The sequence below is a fragment of the Tamlana carrageenivorans genome, from assembly GCF_002893765.1.
Taxonomy (GTDB): domain Bacteria; phylum Bacteroidota; class Bacteroidia; order Flavobacteriales; family Flavobacteriaceae; genus Pseudotamlana; species Pseudotamlana carrageenivorans.
The window spans coordinates 1,270,063-1,292,578 of the sequence record NZ_CP025938.1; the positions used below are offsets into that span (position 1 = coordinate 1,270,063).

General features: G+C 34.9%; 21 protein-coding genes. 5 read left to right on the forward strand and 16 right to left on the reverse strand.

Going from position 1 to position 22,516, the window contains the following annotated elements; translation table 11 throughout:
- Positions 1-9: 9 nt before the first annotated feature.
- The 12 genes from C1A40_RS05730 to C1A40_RS05785 all read right to left on the reverse strand — a co-directional run bounded on the left by C1A40_RS05730 (position 10) and on the right by C1A40_RS05785 (position 13,429).
- Entirely contained in the window at positions 10-1,206 is a 1,197-nt protein-coding gene (locus C1A40_RS05730; RefSeq protein WP_102994719.1) for an IS256 family transposase, read from the reverse strand.
- An 87-nt stretch (positions 1,207-1,293) separates the two neighbouring features.
- Positions 1,294-1,920 (reverse strand): carbonic anhydrase family protein, encoded by a 627-nt coding sequence (locus tag C1A40_RS05735; RefSeq protein WP_102995057.1) that lies wholly within the window; start codon positions 1,918-1,920, stop codon positions 1,294-1,296.
- A gap of 38 nt (positions 1,921-1,958) precedes the next feature.
- Complete coding sequence (locus tag C1A40_RS05740; protein WP_102995058.1) at positions 1,959-3,551, reverse strand: SulP family inorganic anion transporter; 1,593 nt, start codon at positions 3,549-3,551, stop codon at positions 1,959-1,961.
- 82 nt (positions 3,552-3,633) lie between these two features.
- Positions 3,634-3,936: a hypothetical protein gene (locus C1A40_RS05745; RefSeq protein WP_158651296.1), complete on the reverse strand. Its 303-nt coding sequence runs from the start codon at positions 3,934-3,936 to the stop codon at positions 3,634-3,636.
- 58 nt (positions 3,937-3,994) lie between these two features.
- On the reverse strand, positions 3,995-4,753 hold the full coding sequence (locus C1A40_RS05750) for a tetratricopeptide repeat protein (RefSeq protein WP_102995060.1): 759 nt from the start codon (positions 4,751-4,753) through the stop codon (positions 3,995-3,997).
- A 1-nt stretch (position 4,754) separates the two neighbouring features.
- Positions 4,755-6,533, reverse strand: coding sequence for a BatD family protein (locus C1A40_RS05755; RefSeq protein WP_102995061.1), 1,779 nt, complete (start codon positions 6,531-6,533; stop codon positions 4,755-4,757).
- Between the two features lie 124 nt (positions 6,534-6,657).
- A complete protein-coding gene (locus C1A40_RS05760) occupies positions 6,658-7,512 on the reverse strand; it encodes a tetratricopeptide repeat protein (protein WP_102995062.1) in 855 nt (284 codons plus the stop codon).
- Between the two features lie 74 nt (positions 7,513-7,586).
- Positions 7,587-8,624 (reverse strand): VWA domain-containing protein, encoded by a 1,038-nt coding sequence (locus C1A40_RS05765; RefSeq protein ID WP_102995063.1) that lies wholly within the window; start codon positions 8,622-8,624, stop codon positions 7,587-7,589.
- 121 nt (positions 8,625-8,745) lie between these two features.
- Positions 8,746-9,750: a vWA domain-containing protein gene (locus C1A40_RS05770; protein ID WP_102995064.1), complete on the reverse strand. Its 1,005-nt coding sequence runs from the start codon at positions 9,748-9,750 to the stop codon at positions 8,746-8,748.
- Positions 9,750-11,393: a hypothetical protein gene (locus C1A40_RS05775; protein ID WP_422395605.1), complete on the reverse strand. Its 1,644-nt coding sequence runs from the start codon at positions 11,391-11,393 to the stop codon at positions 9,750-9,752. The genes C1A40_RS05770 and C1A40_RS05775 overlap by 1 nt, the downstream gene beginning before the upstream one ends.
- A gap of 86 nt (positions 11,394-11,479) precedes the next feature.
- A complete protein-coding gene (locus C1A40_RS05780; RefSeq protein WP_102995066.1) occupies positions 11,480-12,346 on the reverse strand; it encodes a DUF58 domain-containing protein in 867 nt (288 codons plus the stop codon).
- A gap of 78 nt (positions 12,347-12,424) precedes the next feature.
- Positions 12,425-13,429, reverse strand: coding sequence for an AAA family ATPase (locus C1A40_RS05785; RefSeq protein WP_102995067.1), 1,005 nt, complete (start codon positions 13,427-13,429; stop codon positions 12,425-12,427).
- Positions 13,430-13,705: 276 nt separating this feature from the next.
- On the opposite strand from C1A40_RS05785, the gene C1A40_RS05790 reads away from it, so the two are divergent.
- Positions 13,706-14,458, forward strand: coding sequence for an SDR family NAD(P)-dependent oxidoreductase (locus C1A40_RS05790; protein ID WP_102995068.1), 753 nt, complete (start codon positions 13,706-13,708; stop codon positions 14,456-14,458).
- Between the two features lie 42 nt (positions 14,459-14,500).
- Positions 14,501-15,634: an ATP-binding protein gene (locus tag C1A40_RS05795; RefSeq protein WP_102995069.1), complete on the forward strand. Its 1,134-nt coding sequence runs from the start codon at positions 14,501-14,503 to the stop codon at positions 15,632-15,634.
- A gap of 766 nt (positions 15,635-16,400) precedes the next feature.
- Here C1A40_RS05795 and ric read toward each other — a convergent pair.
- From ric to C1A40_RS05815, 4 genes are all read right to left on the reverse strand, one after another.
- On the reverse strand, positions 16,401-17,132 hold the full coding sequence (gene ric / locus C1A40_RS05800) for an iron-sulfur cluster repair di-iron protein (RefSeq protein WP_102995070.1): 732 nt from the start codon (positions 17,130-17,132) through the stop codon (positions 16,401-16,403).
- A gap of 101 nt (positions 17,133-17,233) precedes the next feature.
- On the reverse strand, positions 17,234-17,668 hold the full coding sequence (locus tag C1A40_RS05805; protein ID WP_102995071.1) for an RrF2 family transcriptional regulator: 435 nt from the start codon (positions 17,666-17,668) through the stop codon (positions 17,234-17,236).
- 178 nt (positions 17,669-17,846) lie between these two features.
- Entirely contained in the window at positions 17,847-18,194 is a 348-nt protein-coding gene (locus C1A40_RS05810; RefSeq protein ID WP_068603455.1) for a hypothetical protein, read from the reverse strand.
- Positions 18,194-19,168 (reverse strand): polyprenyl synthetase family protein, encoded by a 975-nt coding sequence (locus C1A40_RS05815; protein ID WP_102995072.1) that lies wholly within the window; start codon positions 19,166-19,168, stop codon positions 18,194-18,196. Before C1A40_RS05815 ends, C1A40_RS05810 begins: the two co-directional genes overlap by 1 nt.
- Before the next feature lie 125 nt (positions 19,169-19,293).
- On the opposite strand from C1A40_RS05815, the gene C1A40_RS05820 reads away from it, so the two are divergent.
- From C1A40_RS05820 to C1A40_RS05830, 3 genes are read left to right on the forward strand one after another with little or no spacing between them, the layout of a single operon-like run.
- Positions 19,294-19,899 (forward strand): TetR/AcrR family transcriptional regulator, encoded by a 606-nt coding sequence (locus C1A40_RS05820; protein WP_102995073.1) that lies wholly within the window; start codon positions 19,294-19,296, stop codon positions 19,897-19,899.
- Positions 19,900-19,901: 2 nt separating this feature from the next.
- Positions 19,902-21,245: a TolC family protein gene (locus C1A40_RS05825; RefSeq protein WP_102995074.1), complete on the forward strand. Its 1,344-nt coding sequence runs from the start codon at positions 19,902-19,904 to the stop codon at positions 21,243-21,245.
- A gap of 10 nt (positions 21,246-21,255) precedes the next feature.
- On the forward strand, positions 21,256-22,425 hold the full coding sequence (locus tag C1A40_RS05830) for an efflux RND transporter periplasmic adaptor subunit (protein WP_102995075.1): 1,170 nt from the start codon (positions 21,256-21,258) through the stop codon (positions 22,423-22,425).
- Positions 22,426-22,516 lie beyond the last annotated feature (91 nt).

Below are 22,516 nucleotides of genomic sequence, written 5' to 3' on the forward strand. Positions count from 1 at the left end.
TTAGCTTTTTTAAAGTTGAACCCTTTTTTCAAATATAGTTAAAAACTGGTTTAAAATAATGCCCCAGTTCCTAATAGGCATCGACCATTTTTTGGTAGCCTCTCTAAGGGCTAAAAAAGTGGACTTCATAACAGCCTCATCTGTTGGGAATGAGAGCTTTTTTTTAGTGTACTTTCTGATTTTTCCATTAAGGTTTTCAATAAGGTTGGTAGTGTAAATGATTTTTCTAATTTCAACAGGAAATTCATAAAAAGCAGTAAGCTCATCCCAGTTTTCTCTCCAGCTTTTAATAGCATAAGAGTACTTGTGTTCCCATTTCTGAGCAAAGTCCTCTAGAGCAGCTTTTGCTGCGTTTTTGGTGGGTGCATCATAGATATTCTTCATGTCTTTTGCAAATTCCTTCTTGTCTTTCCAAACAACATAGCGACAAGCGTTACGAATCTGATGTACCACGCAAATTTGGGTTTTAGATTCAGGAAAAACATTTTTAATGGTGTCGGTGAAACCGTTAAGATTATCTGTGGCCGTGATAAGCAAATCCTGAACGCCTCTGGCTTTCATATCGGTTAGTACACTCATCCAAAAGGCTGCCGATTCATTCTTACCCAGCCAAAGTCCTAAGACTTCCTTTTTACCATCTCTACGGAGTCCTACGGCGATGTACATGGTTTTGTTAATGACTTTAGAGTTCTCCCGAACCTTAAATACAATACCATCCATCCAAGTAATTAAATATACGGGCTCCAGGGGTCTGTTTTGCCAAGCAATAATATCATTGGTAACTTTATCTGTGATACGTGATATGGTAGATGTAGATACATCAAAATCGTAAACTTCTCGGATTTGCTCTTCAATATCAGAATTACTCATACCCTTGGCATAAAGGCTGATAATGACGTTTTCTATGCCGTCAACCATGTTTGTGCGTTTAGGAACCAGCATAGGGTTAAAAGAAGCTTCTCGGTCTCTGGGAACTTTAATATTAGTCTCTCCTAAAGCTGTTTTTATCCTTTTAGATCCATAGCCGTTACGGGTATTGCTATTATTGGATTGCTGATGTTTCTCATAGTCTAAATGAGCGTCAAGTTCTCCTTCTAGCATCTTTTCAATACCTCGCTTTTGGATGGATTTTAGAAAAGAGGTTAGTTCGTCTCCTGTTTTGAACTGTTTTAAAAAATCGTCGTTTAGAAAATCTTCTTTCTTCATAAGTGTGTAAATTTTAAAATTAAACAAAAAATATCGAGGGTTGCAACCCTCGATATTTTTTGTTTACACACTTTATGAGATACTGCCTTAATAAAACTCTACGGCACCTGTTTTAATATCGTACATGGCACCAACAATTTTAATAGCCCCTTCTTTTTCCATTTGTGATAGAACGGGACTTTCTGCATGAATACGCTCTATGGTTAATTCCACATTCTTTTTGGAAACTTCATCTACAAAACCGCTATTTTTTGAAGTTCTCAAGCTGGCATCTTTAGGCTCACTAACACCATTTACTGCGGGTTTAATTTTTTCTAACAATTTCGTTAGGTTACCTAGTTCAGCATGGTCGCAGGCGCCTTTTATAGCCCCACAACTTGTATGTCCTAACACCACTATTAATTTGGTACCAGCCAGTTTACAAGCAAATTCCATGCTACCTAAAATATCCTCATTTACAAAATTTCCTGCAATACGAACACTAAAAATATCTCCCAAACCTTGATCGAACACCAACTCTGCAGAGACTCTAGAATCTATACAGCTAAGAATAGTAGCAAAAGGAAATTGTCCATCTTGCGTATCGTTTACTTGCTCCAAAAGGTTACGGTTGGATTTTAAATTATTTTGAAATCGTATATTTCCTTCCTTTAAAAATTGTAATGACTTTTCAGGAGTCATTGTTGCCTGTGTTTCTTGTGTATGTGCTTTCATAATATGATTTATTTTATTTTTTCGTTTCGTATAATCGGTTAACTTAAACTTAAATTAGATTTTGGTTTAGTTTTAAAAAATTCTACAAAACTTTCTGGGTTCTCTACGATACCACGCTTAGAAACCAATTTAATATCTATATTTCGTTCTTTAGCTTTATGCGAAAAATCTTCTAAAATCTCAATAACATCATGATCTAAATACCTCGTTTTTAGAACATTTAATTCTAAATAAGTTTCATGTGGCAAATTATCTAATTCTTTTAAAATAGCACCTTTATTAAAAAAGGTAACTTCTTCAGCTAAAGTCATTTTAATTTTATGCTTACCATTACTTTTGTCTTCCATATGCAAAAAGTGAGAATTCTGGTAACTTTTTAATAAAATAACAACAATACCTACTAATAAACCTAAACCGATACCCACTAATAAGTCGGTAAAAACAATACCTACCACAGTAACCATAAAAGGTACAAATTGTTTCCAACCCAACTGATACATTTTTTTAAATAAACCAGGTTTGGCTAATTTGTAACCAACCACTAATAAAATAGCAGCTAATACAGACAATGGTATTTTATTTAACAAATTAGGAATTACGATAACCGAAATTAATAAAAAGAAACCATGTATTATAGCCGACATTTTAGTTTTTCCTCCAGATTGAATGTTTGCCGAGCTTCGAACAATAACTTGAGTAATTGGTAATCCACCTATTAAACCAGAAATTATATTTCCAACACCTTGGGCTAGTAACTCACGGTTAGTAGGAGTTACACTTTTATCTGGATCTAATTTATCGGTAGCCTCAACGCACAATAAGGTTTCTAAACTGGCCACTAAAGCAATGGTAAAAGCCACAATCCAAATTTCTACATTCGTAATTTCTGAAAATCTAGGAAAACTAAATTGACCAAAAAACGAATTGATATCATCTGGAATAGGCACACTAACTAAATGGGAGTCTGATATCGATAAGGCTCCGCTTGAAACGGTTAAAAGATAAAATATAATACCCAAAACCACGGCAACAAGAGGACCTTGTATTACGGTAAAAATCTTAGCTTTTTTAGATAAAATATTATCCCATAACAAGATCACGGCAAGACCAACTAGGCCAATAATAAAGGAGCCTAAAATTAAATGATCGAATACTTTAAAAATAGCAGAGAAGGTATTTTCACCTGAAGGATCTAAAAAGGTAACGGCGCCTTCTGGTTCTGCATCGTAGCCAAAAAAATGTGGTATTTGTTTTAAAATGATAATGATTCCAATACCCGTAAGCATGCCTTTAATTACCGAAGACGGAAAATAATAAGCTATAACACCTGCTTTTAAAACGCCGAAAACGATTTGAATAAAACCTGCTAAAACAACAGCTAATAAAAAATTCTGGTAACCTCCTAATGTCCCAATAGCTGTGAGAACAATGGCAGCTAATCCCGCAGCAGGGCCACTAACACCTAATTTAGAACCACTAAGCGCTCCAACTACAATACCTCCTACGATACCAGCTATAACTCCAGAAAACAATGGAGCTCCACTAGCTAAAGCAATCCCTAAACATAAAGGTAAAGCAACAAAAAATACGACTATACTCGCTGGCAAGTCTTTCTTAATATATTTAAACATACTATAATAATTGTGCCCAAGCCGAAAACCAGCTTAAGCTGTTAAAAAAATTAGACTGAATGAACCGTCTGAATACAAAAAATTATAATATGTAAAAATCTGGAGGAGGAGATACTAAATTAATTGGAGGCTTTACATAGTTTTTAATAACATACCCCATATTATTTTCTTTAGAACTAAAAAGAAAACCAGATTCACTATTGGAATCTCCAAGAACTACTATTTGTTTATTTACATTTTTAGTAGGGCCTTTTTCTTCTTCTTCAGCATAAGAGTAGAAAAACGAAATATCAATAGAATCATCAACAATCTTAATAATAATTGGGGCTGTAATGAACCCCAAAAATATTACAGAGAGCACTATAGAAACAAAATGTCTTGACATTTTCTAGTTTTTTTACACTCTCAAATATAATATATATATCTTAAAATTCCTTATCGATTTAAAAATCCTTTAGCAATTTAAGGTCCTGATTAAGAACCCATCCTGTTTTTCCGTCGGCTATTTTTATTTTCAACCAATCGTTATAGGCTTCTTCAACCTGAACTTTGGTACCTTCATGAAGTCTAAAAACCTCCTCACTTGTTGCGTTTGGTGTACTTTTCACTTTACTCTCTTGAACAAATATAATGGCTGGATTATCTTTTTTATCCAAATTATATTTATGAAAAGCCAAAGATAGGCATAGAAACATAAGCACCAGAGCCGTAAGACTACAAACAAACATTAATCGTTTTATACCGGTGGTATAAGAAAAATGATACACTAAAAACAATATAACAAAAACAAATACCATGCAAACTGCTGTAATCGCCCAACCGTCGAAAGACAGTTTATTGGTGATATTACGAATCCATTTTGACAGTCCTGCTTGGGGTACCACTGAAATGGCATCAATGGTCATATTATTAGCGTAGGCCAAATTGCTTTTAACATCCTGATCATTAGGATCTAAAAGTAATGCTTTCTCGTAGTAGTAAATACTAGGCGCAATGTTATTCAATTTATAGTGGGCATTTGCCAAATTAAAATATACCGCAGACGCATGTACACCATTATCCAAAATGGCCTGATATTCATCTATGGCTTCAGCATATTTTCCGTCGTTATAAAATGCATTTGCTTTATCAAACAAGGCTTGGTTTTGAGCAAAAAGACCTAAACTTAGTAAAAAAGAGACTATATATAGTATATTTTTCATCTTAACGGGCTTGTTTATCAATTAATGAGATGGTTGCACCTGCTTTTTCAAAATCCTCTTGCATGGTCGCGATATCGATTGGTGTATAACGCGCCAATTCACAACGTTCTATAATACTTATAAAATCATTAACTACGGTAGCTTCAACGTTTTTATCTGTGAGTAAATCGGTAATTTTATCTTTACTCATATCGCTGGTTTCTATATGCAATTTTGCCTTTAAATAATTGTGTAAAGCTTTCTCTAACGCAATATAAAAGGCTTCTTTTTGTCCTAAAGACTTTTTAGCATGACTCAAATATTTCTTAACCAATTTATTCGCCTTTCTTATTTTATTCCCTACAACATCGGCATCTCTATCAGCCTTCTTATTTCTAATTAAAATAGCCAATGGAATCGCTAAAAACGGCAATAATAATAAAGTCCAAAATGTCTTGGTTTTAAAGAAATAATCCTGTTTAATAGCGCTAAAATCTGTTTTAGTTTTTATAAAAGCAAAATGGTCGCCACTTAAAACTACCGCCTGCTTATTCCCACTTATGGTACTTGGATTATTATTTGAAGTGCCCTGACTTGCAGGACCATTTAACACGTTTATTAAAATCTCTTCGGAAGACAAACGTTTATAACTTTTGGTTTTGATGTCGAAATATGAAAAAGACACACTCGGAATGGGGTATTTCCCCTTATACTGAGGCACCACCGTGTAACTATCGGTAATCGCACCTTGCATTCCCGCTAAACTGGTTCGCACATCCTCATTGTGTTCTGGCTCATAAACCTCTAAAGAACTAGGCAGAGATACCTTTGGTAATTTAAACAGCTTTAGGTTACCGTTTCCTTTTACAGCAATTTTTAATTGTAAAGATTCGGTGGCATCCAACTCGGTTTTTGATGCGCTCACATCGAATTCAAAGGTTCCAACAGCGCCTGTAAAATCTTGTGGCTTTCCTTCTTCAGGAAGTGGTTTGACTTTAATGGTTTTTCTTCCGGCAGATATGGTTCGGTTTACGCGCGACATTAAAATGCTTCCAAAAATATCACGACGATTGGTTGGTACACGAAGTGACAAATCTAAACTCAAGGGTTCGATTTCTAATTCACCTGTTTTTTGAGGGTATAAAACCGCTTTTTTATAAACTAAAAATCTGTAATTCTCACCATTATAAGTTCCATTTTGAACTTTTTCATTTTGTGTATTGATAACCTGACTCCAAAAATCGTGATACCTTGGTGAGTCAATTTCATTAATACCATCTACACCTATGGTAGGAGAAATATATAACTTATAAACGACGGTAATCGCTTCGTTTAAATACGGATTTGCTTTGGCCACTTCAGCAACTAAATGCACACCTTCTGATGCTAAATATTTAGGGTCGTTAGGATCTTTGGGAATATCAACAGCTGCAGTAACTTGAATTTTTTTAGGAGTTGTTTTATATACATTCCCTTGAATGACGATACTTGCCTGCGAAATCGTAAAGGTTCCTCTTTGTTTAGGCGCTAAAAAATAAGAATATGTTTTTTTATAGGTTCTTACGCCGTTTACCCAAGAATTACTAACCGATTGATTTGGCCCTCCCACCACAGTAAAATTAGAAAAATCGGGCGGATTAAAATTGTCGCCATCTTGATTCATTTCAAAATCAACACGCAGCCGCTCATTAATACCTAACTTTTGCTTGCTGGTTTTCATGACAAACTCGACGCTTTGCCCTGAGGCCAAACTTGTAGCAAATACAATTAATAAAAAGTAAATGTGTTTTATAATCTGCATCTTTGTTTTTTATATTTAACTCGTGTGGCAATGATTTAAGTTTAAATTGCCTTCATTTGTTTCGAAATTTTAAGCTTTTTTATAGTGCTCACTTTCATTCAAAATCACTTTATTGGGTTTGTGTTTACCAATCTTTTTCAGATTTTACCTTAACACCTTTTTGTTTTTCAGCATTAATTTTTTCTTGAACTTCTTGTTCTTGATTATTCATCGCTTCAAGCAAATTCTTAATTTGCTGAGGTGATAATTGTCCAGGCTTAGGCTGGGGCTTCCCTTTATCCTTTTCATCATTTTTAGGATCTTTTTTTTCATCTTTAGGTTTGCCTTGATCATCCTTTTCATCTTCACCATCCTTCTTGTCTTCGTTGTCCTTGTTCTGATCCTTATTGTCGTCTTCGTTATCGCCCTCTTGATCTTTATTATCTTTGTTTTCTTTATTATCCTTGTCCTGATTTTCTTTATTATCCTGATTCTCTTGATCGTCTTTATTTTGATCATCATTCTGATCATCTTGTTGTTTTTGCTCCTCGGCGCAAGCCTTAGCCACTGCAAAATTATAACGTGTTTCTTCGTCGGAAGGATCATTTCTTAAAGCGTTTTTATAAGCCTCAACAGCTTCTTTACACTTTTTATTTTCCATTAAAACGTTGCCTATATTATGAAATGCCTTATGCTTTTCTGATTTAGAACTGGCATTTTTAGCCGCTTGTTCTAGACGGAATAAAGCGGACTCAAAATCGCCACTTTTAATATAGGTATTTGCCAAATTATAGGCCGCTGTTGCCGATGCCTTTTGTTCTGAAATAGCTTCACGGTAAGCCATTTCGGCAGAAATATAATCTTCTTTTTCGGCTAAATTATTACCCTTGTAAACAAAATCGTTTGCTTTTTTTGCAGTCAAATGTTGTGCTTCATCTTCTTCTTGAGAAAAAGAAAATAAAGTCATAAAAAGAATTAATCCTGTTAGTATTTTTTTCATTGCTACACGCTTATTTTAATGATAAAATCTGTGTAATGACGCTCATTAATTATTTTTTCACGCTGTCGCGGAAATTAAAGGTTTTCATTAAATAAATTCAATTTTTTCAACCAAGATGTTTTTCGTTCCAACAAGAAAATATCAAGTAGGATAAAAAAGATTCCTAGACCCAAAAACCACTGAAACTGATCTTTAAAATCGGCAAATTGCTTGGCTTCAAACTCCGTTTTATCCATCGCATTTAGAAGCTCTCTAATATTTTCAACCACCTCATTGGTGTTCCTTCCGTTAAGATAAACACCATTAGCAGCCTCGGCAATAGCCTTGAGGGTATCTTCATTAAGTTTGGTGATAACTGTTTCTCCTTGGCTGTCTTTTTTATAATTTAACACCACACCATTACGTTTCACTGGAATGGGTCCACCTTTAACATCTCCCACACCAATGGTAAAAATGCGAATACCTTCATCGCTAGCTTCTTCGGCAACTGCGGCAGCTCCTTCACTATGGTCTTCACCATCGGAAATAATAATCAACACACGGTTGGTTTGCTCGGCATTATCAAAATAGGTTTTAGATAACTTAATCGCTTCATTAATGGCCGTTCCTTGAGACGAAAGCATATCGGTATTCATGCCTTGTAAAAACATTTTTGCAGAAGCATAATCGGTAGTAATTGGCAACTGCGGAAATGCTTTTCCCGCATAAGCGATAATACCAACACGATCGCTGGCTAGATTGTTAATAATTTGGGTGACTAACTGTTTTGATTTCTCCAAACGGTTTGGCGCAATATCTTCGGCCAACATACTTTTTGAGACATCGACAGCAAAAACGATATCAACCCCTTCACGTTTTACGGTTTCCAGTTTGGTTCCAACTTTCGGATTTACCAAAGCCATGGTTAAACTAGCAAAGGCTAAACATAAAACAACAACTTTTAACACGCCCTTAAACACCGAACGATTCGGACTTAATCGTTTTAAGGCCTCTTTATTGGCAAACTTACTTTGCGCCTTATAGCGCCAGAATTGAAGCACCAAAAAGAGTAGGATAATTACTGGAATAATTCCCAAAACCCAAAACCATATTTTTTCTTCTAATTGATACATTAACTGTTTATTTGTTTTTCGTTGATTCGTTTAACTGTTTAACCACGAATACGATGATCTCATTTGTCTTCTGTCTTCCACCTTCTGTCTTCCGTCTTCCGTCACCTGTCTCTAAACCCAACTACACAAAACTCCTAAACACCGTGAAACGTAAAAGCAACTCTATAAGCAGCAATAAACCCGCTAAAATCACTAAAGGCCGATACATTTCTTGGTAATTATAATACTTAAACTCTTCGACATCGGTTTTTTCAAGCTTATTAATTTCATCATAAATGGCTTCTAATTTTTCATTATCGGTAGCTCTAAAATATTTCCCACCAGTAACCTTAGCAATGTCTTTTAGGAGGGCCTCATCGATTTCAACTTGTACCCTTCCGTATTGAAAATTACCATTTGGCAGCACCGCTACAGGCGACAGCGCCATCCCGTTTGTTCCCAACCCTATGGTATAGGTTTTAATTCCGTATTCCACAGCCAATTCACTAGCAATGGTTGGTTCTATAAACCCTGAATTATTAACGCCATCGGTTAACAAAATAATGACTTTACTTTTAGCTTTACTATCTTTTAATCGGTTTACCGCTGTTGCTAAACCCATGCCTATAGCCGTACCTCCTTCAATAATATTGTTATATTTTATACTTTCTAAAGAACGTAAAACAATGGCTTTATCGCTTGTAATTGGTGTTTTTGTGTAACTCTCCCCAGCGTATTCTACGAGTCCGATTCTATCGTTAGGACGGCCCTTAATAAAATCAGCTGCCACTTCTTTTAAGGCCTCTAAGCGATTAGGTTTTAAGTCTTTTGCCAGCATAGACCCCGACACATCTATAGCCATTACAATATCTATACCTCGGGTGGTTTTGGTTCGAGACGACACATCTACCGATCGCGGTCTGGCCAAAGCGGTAATAAGGAGTGCTAACGCCAATAATCGCAGGACAAACATCAAATGCTTTAATTTAGGCAACCACGAGTGGGTCATTTTAAACCCTTTTAAGCTAGATATTTTTAACTCTGCCGTTTGCTTGTTATTTTTTAAAACATACCACAAAATGGCTAAAGGCAGTAACAGCAGTAACCAAAAAAACTCTTTATTTAAAAACTCTACACCTTCAAACATTATTTCTCTGCCTCTTTAAGTTCGACTGAATTCAAAATACGTGTCACCATTTGCTCGGCGTAAACATCATGTTCTTTATGAAAAATCATTATTTGTTGTACCACACTTTGCGAAGTAAAACCAAGCATTACATAGGCGCCTTTTTCAAAATTTTCGGTGCCCTTAATAGGCATATCCATAGAGCCAAAAACCTTTATACCTTCAGCACCGTTAGGAGTTACAAATGTTTCATTTTTAGTGATGATATTTTGTGCTCCGGCAGCTTCAAACATTTTTAAGCACGCATCCAAAACTTGCTGTAAATCAATTTCTGGTTGTTGTTGTCCTTGCCCCTGACTTTGATTGTTAAGCTTTGTGGTTGCAACAACCAACTGAAAACCATCAATTAAACTCCCGTAACTAAACTGAGTTAATTGCATTTTTTGCGCCATTTCCTCTGGTAATTCTGGCGTTGTACGTTTTAAAACTTTAGGTGTTGTTATGGTTACCGGTGGGATCCCGTACTGGCTGGTTACCCATTCGCCTTCTAGAAGCTCTTTGCTACTATGCCCAATAATGGTGTCTTTAACATAGGCAAAACCATATTTTAAAGAAAAACCGGTTAAGGTCGCTAGCAGTAGGAAAACACTAACCCCTACAGTTATCCACACCTTTTTACGTTTCTTTTTACGCGCCTGCTCTTCTCGATATTTTTCATCTAAAAGTTTTTCCTCTTCAGAAGGTTCGGGTAAGGCTTCCTTAACATGATCAATTTCTAAATCGATTGTTTTTCTATCTAATTTTGCCAACTCAATATCTGGAGCAGATTTGGCGAATTTTACCAAATCAGCACGTTTTAAAATACTTTCTAATTTTTTGATATCATCCTGACTTAAATCAACCTGATGGCCGTCTTTTAATAACTTCAAATGACTTATAAGTTCGTCTGTAGTACTTTCTAAAGCACGGTCGTAAACCTTTTCATCTAAATACTTTCTAATAATGAAGGTTAAATCGGAATAATAATCTTTTAGATTTTGATGCTCTAAATAATGACTCTCATCCAAGGTTTTTAAGGCTAATTTTGCACGATCGTAAGGTGGTAGCAACGCTATTTTCTCATCTTCAGAAAGTGGTTTTGGTCTCCAAATAAACCAATACAACAAGAAAGCTACAACTGCTAAGACCACAAGTGTAATAAGTAGATATTGCCACCAATTACTGCTACTTTTTTTAACAGCAATCATGGGTTTAATGTCGTAAATTTTCTTAGTACTATCTACCACCACGTTACGAATCTCAACCTGTAAAGAATCTGTCAAAAAGGTTTTATCACCAATGACTATTTTTTGCCTTGGAATGGTATATTTCCCCGAGTCGAATTGTGTTAATCCGTATGTTTTGATTAAGTTAAATTTATCCTTATTCTTTAGCGTATCCACATCATAAGATTCGATCATCTCCAAAGGCGAGAAAGTCTGTCCTTCGGGAAACACCACTAAATTGGTAGAATCGGTTTCAACCTGAATATGATATGTAATTTGTGCCCCAATTTTCACCGATGTGGAATCTACTGCCGATTTTACTTGGGCATGTAGCGAAAAGGCGAAAAACAAGAAAGCACCTAATAGGAAAACGGTTTGTTTTCTAGGCGTTTGGGGTATATTTTGAGATTTTGTAGTAATCACTTTAAACTTCTAACTTTTTACATCCAACTTCTAACTTTTAATATTTATCTTCTAGCATCACATCATCCTCTTCTTTTAAAGTAGCCTAAAAGCTTTTTAACATAGCTTTCATCAACACGACAATCAATAGTTCCAGCACCGGCTTTATTAAAACTTTCTTTGTAGTACGTTACCTTTTCATAGTAGAACTTCTTATAATTCCGTCTAACTGTTTTAGAAGAGGTGTTTACCAACATGAGTTCGCCAGTTTCTTCATCCTGCATTTGAACCATCCCTAAATTAGGGATCTCTTCTTCGCGTTTATCATAAATTCGAATACCTGTTACATCGTGTTTTCCAGAAACAATTTTCATGGTTTGATGGTAATCATTAGCGATAAAATCACTTAAGACAAACACAATAGCTTTCTTCTTCATAACATTTTGCAAGAATTTTAAAGCTTCAGAAAGATTGGTTTGCTTACTTTCGGGTTCAAACTCGATGAGCTCTCGAATGATACGTAAAACATGAGAGCGTCCTTTTTTTGGCGGAATATAAAGTTCAACTTTATCGGAAAATAAAATCAAGCCTATTTTATCATTATTCTGGGTTGCAGAGAAGGCTAAAGTTGCAGCAATCTCGGTAACCACTTCACTTTTAAACTGATCGGAAGTCCCGAATAGCTCCGAACCCGATACATCCACCATGAGCATCATGGTTAATTCGCGTTCTTCTTCGAAAACCTTTACATAAGGCTCACTGTATCGCGCCGTGACATTCCAATCAATATTTCTAACATCATCGCCAAACTGATACTGACGCACTTCACTAAAAGTCATACCACGCCCCTTAAAGGTAGAATGGTATTCCCCTCCAAAAATATGATCAGACAAACGACGTGTCTTAATCTCTATTTTTCGTACTTTTTTGAGTAATTGTTTAGTATCCATTTTTCAATTGTCTATTGACTATTTTATATTGATTAATTATGAGCTAATAATCAATTGTCATTTATCAATGTTCAATTTTTAAGGTACTTCTATTTCGTTTACTATCTTATTAATGATATCTACAGAAGTTACATTCTCGGCTTCCGCCTCATAGGTAATTCCAATTCTGTGTCTTAAAACATCGTATACTACGGCACGAACATCTTCTGGAATCACATAACCACGACGTTTTATAAAGGCATAACATTTTGCTGCTGTTGCTAAATTGATACTACCACGAGGCGATGCTCCAAAAGAAATTAATGGTTTTAAATCTTCTAATTTATATTTTTCTGGATAACGGGTTGCGAAGATGATATCCAGGATGTATTTTTCAATTTTTTCGTCCATGTAAACTTCACGAACCACCTCTTGGGCTTTTAGAATTTGCGACACGGAAACCACGGGATTTACTTTTTCCCAAGCCCCTTTTAAATTAGCTCTCATAATAAGCTGTTCGTCGGCAATTTTCGGGTAATCAATAACCGTTTTTAACATGAAACGGTCTACCTGTGCTTCTGGCAACGGATAAGTTCCTTCTTGCTCTACAGGGTTCATGGTAGCCATAACTAAAAATGGCTTATCCAGCTTAAAGGTATCATCACCAATGGTAACTTGCTTTTCCTGCATGGCCTCTAACAATGCCGATTGCACCTTAGCCGGTGCTCTGTTGATCTCATCGGCCAATACGAAGTTGGCAAAAATAGGTCCCTTTTTAATGGAGAAATCATTAAGTTTCATGTTGTAAATTAATGTTCCTGTAACATCGGCGGGCAGTAAATCTGGTGTGAATTGAATTCTACTAAAACTCCCATCAACAGCCTGCGACAACGTGTTTATTGCAAGGGTTTTCGCTAAACCTGGCACCCCTTCTAATAAAATATGTCCTTGACCTAACAAACCGATAAGTAAACGTTCGACCATGTGTTTTTGACCAACAATCACCTTATTAATCTCATGCATGAGCAAATCAACAAAAGCACTTTCTTTTTCAATTTTTTCATTGATCGTCTTAATGTCAACTGTACCTGTTTCTTCCATCATTTTTAATTTTATTTAAAGCCCGAATATACTCACCTTATTTGAGCTATGCAAAGTGTTAAAAATTTTATTGCAAACATGTTAAAAATTGGTTAAAAATAACCATAAACACCAATAAATACGGTATTTAACAAATAATTATTATAAGCTTATCTTAATTATATTTTTAATACCATTAACATTCAAATCGTTAACTCTCAAAATGTTAAATTTAAATCAAGGCTTCTTAATTACTTTTAAGTATTTTTAGAAAAAATATTGCTTTAAACTCTTAATATTATGACAAAAACAGCCCTTATTACGGGAGCTACTAGCGGCATTGGTGAAGCTACAGCTTATGAATTTGCAAAACAAGGCATTCATTTAATACTTTGCGGCCGACGCGTAGAACGCTTACACACCATTGAAGAAGCCTTAAAAAAACTGACTGTAGTTCATACATTAAACTTTGATGTACGCAACAAACAACAAACCTTCGAAGCTATTGCATCGCTTCCCGAAAATTTTAAAAACATAGATATTTTAGTTAATAACGCAGGAAACGCCCATGGTTTAGACCCCATTCATGAGGGTGATATTGACGACTGGGATACCATGATAGACATTAACGTAAAAGGTTTACTATATGTAAGTAAGGCCATCATCCCTCAAATGACCGAGAGACACTCTGGACACATAATAAACATAGGATCATCGGCCGGAAAAGAAGTTTACCCAAAAGGCAATGTCTATTGCGCAACTAAACATGCCGTATTAGCCATTACCAAAGGTATGCGCTTAGATTTAAACCCTTATGGCATCAAGGTTACGGCCATAAACCCAGGAATGGTTAAAACCGAATTTTCACAAGTACGCTTTAAAGGCGATCCTATTTCCGACTCGGTTTACAAAGGCTTTAAAGCTTTAGAAGCCAAAGACGTTGCCGATATCATATACTTTGCCGTATCGCGACCAGCCCATGTAAACATAGCCGATTTATTGGTTTATCCTACCGCTCAATCAAATAGTACTACAGTTTTAAAAGAACAATAAATAGACTAAGATGACTATACCGTTTTTACTGAATTAAAAACTATGATTAACAAACGCTTACTTATAAAACACCTTTTAGCCCACAACGACGAAAATAGTTTTTACGACAAAAAGCGTAAAATCGATATTGGCCAGAAAGAAGGAAAGGCTAAATTTTTAAAGCATGTTTGTGCCCTATCCAATAGCAACCCTAAAAATAATTCGTATATGGTTATTGGTGTTGAAGACGATGATAATGCCATTATTGGCGTCGACTTTTTTGATGATAGTAAAATTCAAAACCTCATCAATGCGTATTTAACCAATCCTCCCATTGTTCAATATGAAAATATTCCTTTTCCACATTTACCAAATAATAAAGTTGTTGGTTTAGTAACCATTAGACCCAATGAAGGCTTAACTTCGTTAAGAAAAAACATCTGGAAATATTACGGCGGATCGGTATTTTTTAGAGATGGTAGCATGAGCATGCCAAAAGTATTTGACATTGAAATTACAGATGTGAACTCTAAAATTGTTGCGGCCATTGAAAAAAATGCACAAAATAATATAGAACACACTCTTGATGGCGTTTTCGATTTTATGAATAGCCGATCCGACTACAATGCGCAATACAAAGTGTTTAAAGAATATTTTGTGGTGTGCTGGGCTGGACAAAAGAAATTGGTAAAAGACGATATTTACTATTCTCGTGTCGATATTGAATTGATAAATGAACGAGTAAGGCTATTCTTTTCGGCCTTAGATGAAGTTTCCATTAGAATTGACGAGAACCAATTTAAAATTATTGAATACGTTAATTTAGGACTACAAGGCACCAATAGATATTACCCTTTAGAAGAAACCCTTATTAGGTTTGAAGACAACGCTCAATATAATATTGAAACCACATTATTATTTGAACCACCCAAGTTCGACAAAAAAATTTTGCATCATATTTACAACACCAATAACGCCATTTTAAACAAATTAAAAAAAGGCATGACGCTCACTCCTGCAGAGGAAAGCGATTTAAAAAACCTTCCGGAAACCTATCTTATTTGTTATCTCAATCACTTTGAAAACGCCATTAATAAGCTTATTGAAGCCAAAACTCTTATAAAAAACTACGATCAAGACACTTACAGGCTCTATAAAGAAACCATACGAATCCTAAGAAAGGTTCGTTACAATTAACATTTGTTAATAACTTTAACATTTTTTAACAAAATACGTGGGAAAAAACACTAATTTAGCACCGCTATTAATCTTTTTAAGATATGACCTTGCTTCTTCTACTGCTATTTAGAAATGAAGTGAGGTCTTTTAGTTTCCAGACCTCTCCTGTTTAATTAAGTCCAAAATGGATCGGCTACCTTATCAACAAACGGCTTTTCGTGATGCATGGCTTCAATAGTTTCAAATTTTCCTCTGTCGCTATTTTTTGAATTTCTGGAAACAGCACACGCTCTTCAATAGGGATATGATCATCTAATTGTTTTTCTATATCCGATTAAAGTTTTAGCTATCTCATCTTTTTTAGAAAACATTGAAATCTAGGCTTTATGATCTTCTAGAGCTTTCCTTTTTAACGCATTATCATCTTCTAGAAAAGAAAATATATGCTGCTCTTCCATTTTAAAATGAGGTATCAAATGCTTTTTTATCCATAGTTATAAATACTTAAAATTGAAACGTTTTAATTTTAATTCAGTATACAAATTCGCACATTATAACAAGCATAACACCTGAAAATTAAAACGTTAAATACCATTTACAAAAGACAAACCCTATTTAAACGAAAAAAAAGAGATCATCTAAAAAGATGATTTTCGTCTAAATGTACTATAGACAGCATCTCATTACTTTGAAAAGTAATGAGATGCTGAAATAAATTCAGAATGACGAAAAATCAACTTTTAGGCCTCTTTTTAACTTTATTTCCTAAGTCTAACTCCCTAGCTTAATGAAACTGTTTCTCCAATTTGATAGCTTGAGGAAATAAAATATTATTCTCCAAATGGATGTGTAAATGCAAATCTTGCTCGAATTCTTGCAACATGGCATAAGTAACTCGGTAAGTGTTACAAGCATCTACTGGAGGGTTATAATTATTACTTAATTCGGCAATTTTTCTAAATCGCACACCTTCATGATCGTGTTCGTCCATCATCATGGCAATAGGGTTTTCAACGGTACCAAATTGTGGTGCTTCAATAGCGCCTTGACTTAATGTGGCACCAACCATTTTTTTAACAAATGGAAAAAGGACCAATTCTTCCTTTTTCAAATGCGCCGATAACTCACCTGCCGAGGCCGTAAACAATTCGTTAATAGTAATCAATTCCGGATGTTTTTCGCCATGTACGCGACATAATTTGTCTAAAAACTGACGAAGCACAGGAATTTTTTCCTCCACATAACGATGGTGCTTTTTCTCGATATAATCCACCAATAAATCTAAGGGCCATGATTTATAATCTATAGATTGATCGGTTTTTGAGTTTAAAACAGATTCTAGTTTACCTAATAACTCATTAGCATCAATTTGGTTTTTCTCACAAACTTCTTCTAAAGTTCTTCCTCCTCGACAACAAAAATCGATACCGTATTGATTAAATACCGCTGCTGTTCTAAAATCTTCTGCTACAAAGGCTCCAATTTGCTTTTGTACGTTACTATTTAATACTTCCATGATTTTAATTTATTTCGGACAATTTTATCCTATTTATACTTAAATTTTTTTAGTGACACTTACCCCTTTTAAATTGGTATTTTACTTTTTAAACTCTACTGTTAAACCTTTAAGAATGACACTCCATACTTAATTTTTAAAGCTAGTTCTTCCAAACTCGTGTTTTCCAGCATGTGTTTTAAATTGGTTCTTATGGCTTTAAATTTATCGTGAACCGGACATGGATGTGCTTCATCACAGGCATGAAGCCCTAAACTACAACCGTTATAAATGGCATCGCCGTCAATAGCATTTACTATTTGCGATAACTTAATGCTTGCAATTTGATTTCTATCAATTTCAAAACCACCATAAGCACCTTTTACAGATGATACGACATCGTTTTTTACCAAGGCTTGTAATATTTTAGCCGTAAAAGCTTGTGGAGAATCGATTTCCTGAGCAATTTCTTTAGGGCTCACACGCTTACCTTCATAAGATTTGGTCGCGATAAAAATTGCAGCCTTAATACCATATTCGCAAGCTTTTGAAAACATATTCTATTTAATTACCATACAAAGGTATCAATTATTTTTTAATTCGGATAATTTTATCCGAATTAAAATTAAAAGCTCATAAAAAAACAATTTGTCTAACTACTCGACTCTGCTCGAAGACCTTTTTCTGTCGAGACTGCCGACTCAACAAGTAAACCAATCAAGATTCTAAAAATAATCAGTAGTGATTCTTATACCAGACCTTCTGCCATTCACGTTTTAAAATTAAAAAAGCAACCTCTTCCGACAGTTTAAGGGTATCGTCGCCATTTAAGGCTTTAACCTTATTTTCAGAAACATCTATAATATAAAGCAGGTTTAAGTATTCTGAAAATTTCTCCTGAATAAGTTTGTAAACCGTTTCATGAAGTAGCAATTTCAAGCTCGTTGGGAGGATGTCTTCATGAAAATCTAAATCAATATTAGCTAACAAAAAATCTTTGTTAAGTTGTTGAACAAGCTTTTTATACAACTGCAGTTGATGGGCTTCTTCAACTAAATTCTCAAATGTGGTTGGCACCTGCATTACACGGTTCTGTTCATTAAATTATGGCCAAAGGCTTTTAATAAGGCTTTTTTATCTTCAGAGATATCCAAAGTTTCCAACACATCAAATGCTTTGTTGGTGTATTCCAAAATAGCTGATTTTGTCGCTTCCGCGGAACCAGAAGACTGAAAAATTGCTTTAGCACCTACTATTTTTTCCGAAGCATCATCAACCGTTGAAGCGAACAAGGATTCCAACTCTTTTTTCTCGGAAGCTTCAGCAAATTGAAGCGCTTTCAAATACAAATAGGTTTTTTTATTTTCAATAATATCACCACCTACTTGTTTCCCAAAAGTTTTAGGATCACCAAAAGCATCCAGATAGTCATCTTGTAACTGAAATGCAATACCTAAATAGCGTCCAAAATCATAAATACCTTCTTGGTCTTCTGTTGAAGCTTTTGCTACAATCGCCCCCATTTTCATGGCAGCTCCAACCAAAACGGCTGTTTTAAATTCTATCATCTTTAAATACTCCGGAATGGTAACATCGTTCCGCGTTTCAAAATCGATATCATACTGCTGGCCTTCACAAACCTCTAAAGCCGTTTTGCTAAACAATTTGGCTAAAGCCTGAAAAACATCGGCTTCATAATGTTCAAAAAGTTGATAAGCCATAATTAGCATAGCGTCACCAGAAAGAATACCCGTATTAATATCCCACTTTTCATGAACCGTTTGATGGCCACGACGTAGCGGTGCATCATCCATAATATCATCGTGAACTAGGGAAAAGTTATGAAATACTTCAATACTCAACGCCGCATTTAATGCTTTTTTATAGTCGCTATTAAAAATATGCGCCGTCATGAGGGTAAGTACAGGCCTTAAGCGTTTTCCGCCTAAGTTTAAAATGTATTCGATAGGTTGATAAAGTCCTTGAGGTGCCTTAACAATCTGATAATCTTCTAGGAATTTAATAAACTCCTCTTGGTATTTTTCTATGGAAAGCATCGCACAAAAATAAACCAATTCGGCTTATTAAAAAGTTTCTGTGTGAAATTACTATTAAATAAATGTTAAAACCACGGAAACTATTTTGGTTTTTAAAGTTTCCATATGTACTTTTGCCGCTTCTTATGAAAGATAAAATAATTACCGCATCAAAAGAACTATTTTTAAACTACGGGTTTAAAAGTATCACTATGGACGATATTGCCAATCACCTAGGCATATCAAAAAAAACCATTTATGTTCATTTCACAAATAAAACAAAACTTGTAGAAGCCGTTGCCTTCGATATTTTTGAAAACATTTCCGAAGGTATCGATACCATTTGCAATAATTCTAAAAACCCCATTGAAGAGTTATACGCGATTAAAGTATTTGTTCTAAATTATTTGAAAAACGAAAAATCATCTTCGCAATTTCAATTACAAAAATACTACCCCCGAATTGCCGAACGCCTACATTTAAAACAGTTTGAAAAAATGCAAGTCTGTGTTAAAGACAGCATTCAAAAAGGTATTGACATGCATTTGTTTAGAAAAGAAATTAATGTCGATTTTATTTCAAGAATGTATTTTAACGGTATGTCTGGTTTAAAAGATCAAACGGTTTTTCCTTTAGAGTTATTTACCATGGATTATCTCATGGAAAACTATTTAGAATACCACTTAAGAGCCATTGTTGCCGATGAAGGCCTTCAAATATTAAATAAATTTATAACATCAAATCAATCATAAAAATGAAGAATAAACTAATTGTTTTTTTTAGTTTACTATTTGCTATTTCAGGGTATTCACAGGAAACACCAATAGCTTTTAGCTTACAAGAAGCCATAGACTATGCTTTGGAAAATAACCGCAATGTGAAAAATGCCGCTAGAGACATTGATATGGCCAAAGAAGAAAAATGGCAAGCTACCGCTACAGGTTTACCACAAATTAATGGAGCCGTAGATTACCAAAATTGGTTAAAGCAACAAGTATCGTTACTGCCTGCAGAAATAACCGGAGGAAATCCTGGCGAGTTTGTTCCTGTCGAGTTTAGTCCAAAACAAAACATTAACGCCAAAGCGACTTTAAGTCAATTAATATTTGACGGTTCTTATTTAGTAGCCTTAAAAGCTTCAAAGGTGTATTTAGAAATTTCTGAAAACGCTAAAATTAAAACCGATCTGGAAGTTAGAAAAGCAGTTATTAATGCCTACGGAAATGTTTTACTAACTGAAGAAAGTATAAAAATTCTCGAGAGTAATAAAGCGATTCTAGAATCGAACTTAGAGGAAATTCAAAAAACTTTTGAAAACGGTTTGGAAGAAGAAGAAAGTGTTGAACAAATAAAAATCACGCTTTCAAGCTTAATGAGTGATTACAACAATGTAAAACGCCTAAAACTTTTAGCATACCAAATGCTTAATATCACCTTGGGTATCGATTTAAACACACCTACCGTATTAACAGATAATCTTGAAATATTAAGTTTACAATACACTTCACTTGAAGCATTAGCCGCCGATGATAGCGTGGAAAACAACATTGATTACTTAATTGCTGAAAACGAAGTTGAAAGCAAAGATTTACTGGTAAAACTAGCCATGAGTAAAGGCATGCCAACACTTAGCGCCTTTGTAAATGGTGGATACAGTGCCTTTGGTGAAGACTTCGGTTTTTTTAATAGCAATCAAAAATGGTATGCTTCATCCATGTTTGGAGTTAGTTTAAACATTCCAATATTTAGCTCTTTAGGTCGCTCATCAGCAACTCAGGAAGCTCGAATTGATTTAGAAAAAGCAAACGAGTCTTTTGTCGAAATCGAACAAAAAATCAAATTAGACATTGCTCGAGCTAAAAGTGAATACCAATTCGCTATAGAAGATTATGCTAATAAAAAACAAAATTTAGATTTAGCAGAACGTATAGAACGTAAAAATGAAACCAAATTTTTTGAAGGTATCTCTTCAAGTTTCGACTTACGTCAGGCGCAAACACAATTATATGTTGCGCAACAAGAATACTTACAATCTATGATTGACATTATCAATAAAAAAGCAGAATTAGACGCCATTTTAAGCCAAATTAATTACTAAAAAAATCAAGATGAAAAACATATACACTCTACTACTTGCTTCCGTATTATTTAGCTCATGTGGCTCTGATAAAAAATCATCGGTGGAAGCCATTATCGCTACAAACGATTTAGAAAAAATTAGGCAAAAACACACCGAATTAGAAGCTTCTGCTCATGTAATTGCAACACAATTAAAGGAGGTTGAAGATGCGATTAAAGCATTAAATCCGCAGTCTAAAATTCCGTTAATCACCACTTTTAAAGCCAACGAAGCACCTTTTAAACATTATGTTGAATTACAAGGTAACGTTAGCACAAATCAAAACATTGTCATTTACCCTGAGTTTTCAGGAGTTTTAACCTCGGTTTATGTTAAAGAAGGACAGCAGGTTAAAAAAGGACAAATTTTGGCTAAAATCGACGACGGAGGCTTAAGTCAGCAACTAGCACAGCTAAAAATTCAAGCTAGCCTGGCACAAACAACATATGAGCGTCAAGACCGTTTATGGCAACAAAAAATTGGTAGTGAAATGCAATACCTTCAAGCCAAAGCCAACTACGAAGCGCAAACCCAAGCTGTAAACCAATTAGAACAACAAATTGGTAAAACACAAGTTCGCGCACCCTTCTCAGGAACCATTGACGATGTAATTACAGACCAAGGTAGTGTCGTTGCTCCAGGGCAAACCCCATTGATTAGAATTGTAAACTTGGACGATATGTATATTGAATCGGATGTACCAGAAAGCTACGTATCAAGTATTGTTAAAGGAAAAGATGTTCAAGTTTATTTCCCTGTGTTAGAAAAAAAAATAAAAACCAAAGTACGTCAATCTGGAAATTACATCAACCCAGCCAACCGTACCTTTAAAGTTGAAATTGCACTACCAAGTAAAGATGAATCAATCTTACCTAATTTAACAGCGCGATTAAAAATAAACGACTATACCAGCGAGAAAGCCATTTTAATTCCGCAAAGTATCATTTCAGAAAATGCTGAAGGCCAACAATATGTTTATACCATAACAGATAAAGATGGTAAAACGGCTAAAGCACATCGTACCATTATCCAAACAGGTAAAACCCAAGGTGATTTTATTGAAATTTTATCTGGCATTGAAAACGGACAAGAAATTATTGATGAAGGCGCACGTACCGTTAAAGAAGGTCAGGATGTAAAAATTCTTGAGATTAAATAAATTTTTCATTCCTGTGCAGTCAGGAATACGTTATAATTAATCCGTTTCATAGTATAAAAAAATTCCTCCTAGGGAATGAAAAAACGAACGA

Bases quoted from the DNA above. Each gene is read 5' to 3' on its own strand.
- C1A40_RS05815 (WP_102995072.1), bottom strand. From the start codon at position 19,168: ATGCTTTCCATAGAAAAATACCAAGAGGAGTTTATTAAATTCCTAGAA.
- ric (WP_102995070.1), bottom strand. From the start codon at position 17,132: ATGGAAGTATTAAATAGTAACGTACAAAAGCAAATTGGAGCCTTTGTA.
- C1A40_RS05740 (WP_102995058.1), bottom strand. From the start codon at position 3,551: ATGTTTAAATATATTAAGAAAGACTTGCCAGCGAGTATAGTCGTATTT.
- C1A40_RS05780 (WP_102995066.1), bottom strand. From the start codon at position 12,346: ATGGATACTAAACAATTACTCAAAAAAGTACGAAAAATAGAGATTAAG.
- C1A40_RS05795 (WP_102995069.1), top strand. From the start codon at position 14,501: ATGATTAACAAACGCTTACTTATAAAACACCTTTTAGCCCACAACGAC.
- C1A40_RS05760 (WP_102995062.1), bottom strand. From the start codon at position 7,512: ATGAAAAAAATACTAACAGGATTAATTCTTTTTATGACTTTATTTTCT.
- C1A40_RS05820 (WP_102995073.1), top strand. From the start codon at position 19,294: ATGAAAGATAAAATAATTACCGCATCAAAAGAACTATTTTTAAACTAC.
- C1A40_RS05810 (WP_068603455.1), bottom strand. From the start codon at position 18,194: ATGCAGGTGCCAACCACATTTGAGAATTTAGTTGAAGAAGCCCATCAA.
- C1A40_RS05770 (WP_102995064.1), bottom strand. From the start codon at position 9,750: ATGTTTGAAGGTGTAGAGTTTTTAAATAAAGAGTTTTTTTGGTTACTG.
- C1A40_RS05735 (WP_102995057.1), bottom strand. From the start codon at position 1,920: ATGAAAGCACATACACAAGAAACACAGGCAACAATGACTCCTGAAAAG.
- C1A40_RS05805 (WP_102995071.1), bottom strand. From the start codon at position 17,668: ATGTTTTCAAAAGCTTGCGAATATGGTATTAAGGCTGCAATTTTTATC.
- C1A40_RS05750 (WP_102995060.1), bottom strand. From the start codon at position 4,753: ATGAAAAATATACTATATATAGTCTCTTTTTTACTAAGTTTAGGTCTT.
- C1A40_RS05745 (WP_158651296.1), bottom strand. From the start codon at position 3,936: ATGTCAAGACATTTTGTTTCTATAGTGCTCTCTGTAATATTTTTGGGG.
- C1A40_RS05785 (WP_102995067.1), bottom strand. From the start codon at position 13,429: ATGATGGAAGAAACAGGTACAGTTGACATTAAGACGATCAATGAAAAA.
- C1A40_RS05790 (WP_102995068.1), top strand. From the start codon at position 13,706: ATGACAAAAACAGCCCTTATTACGGGAGCTACTAGCGGCATTGGTGAA.
- C1A40_RS05765 (WP_102995063.1), bottom strand. From the start codon at position 8,624: ATGTATCAATTAGAAGAAAAAATATGGTTTTGGGTTTTGGGAATTATT.
- C1A40_RS05825 (WP_102995074.1), top strand. From the start codon at position 19,902: ATGAAGAATAAACTAATTGTTTTTTTTAGTTTACTATTTGCTATTTCA.
- C1A40_RS05830 (WP_102995075.1), top strand. From the start codon at position 21,256: ATGAAAAACATATACACTCTACTACTTGCTTCCGTATTATTTAGCTCA.
- C1A40_RS05755 (WP_102995061.1), bottom strand. From the start codon at position 6,533: ATGCAGATTATAAAACACATTTACTTTTTATTAATTGTATTTGCTACA.
- C1A40_RS05730 (WP_102994719.1), bottom strand. From the start codon at position 1,206: ATGAAGAAAGAAGATTTTCTAAACGACGATTTTTTAAAACAGTTCAAA.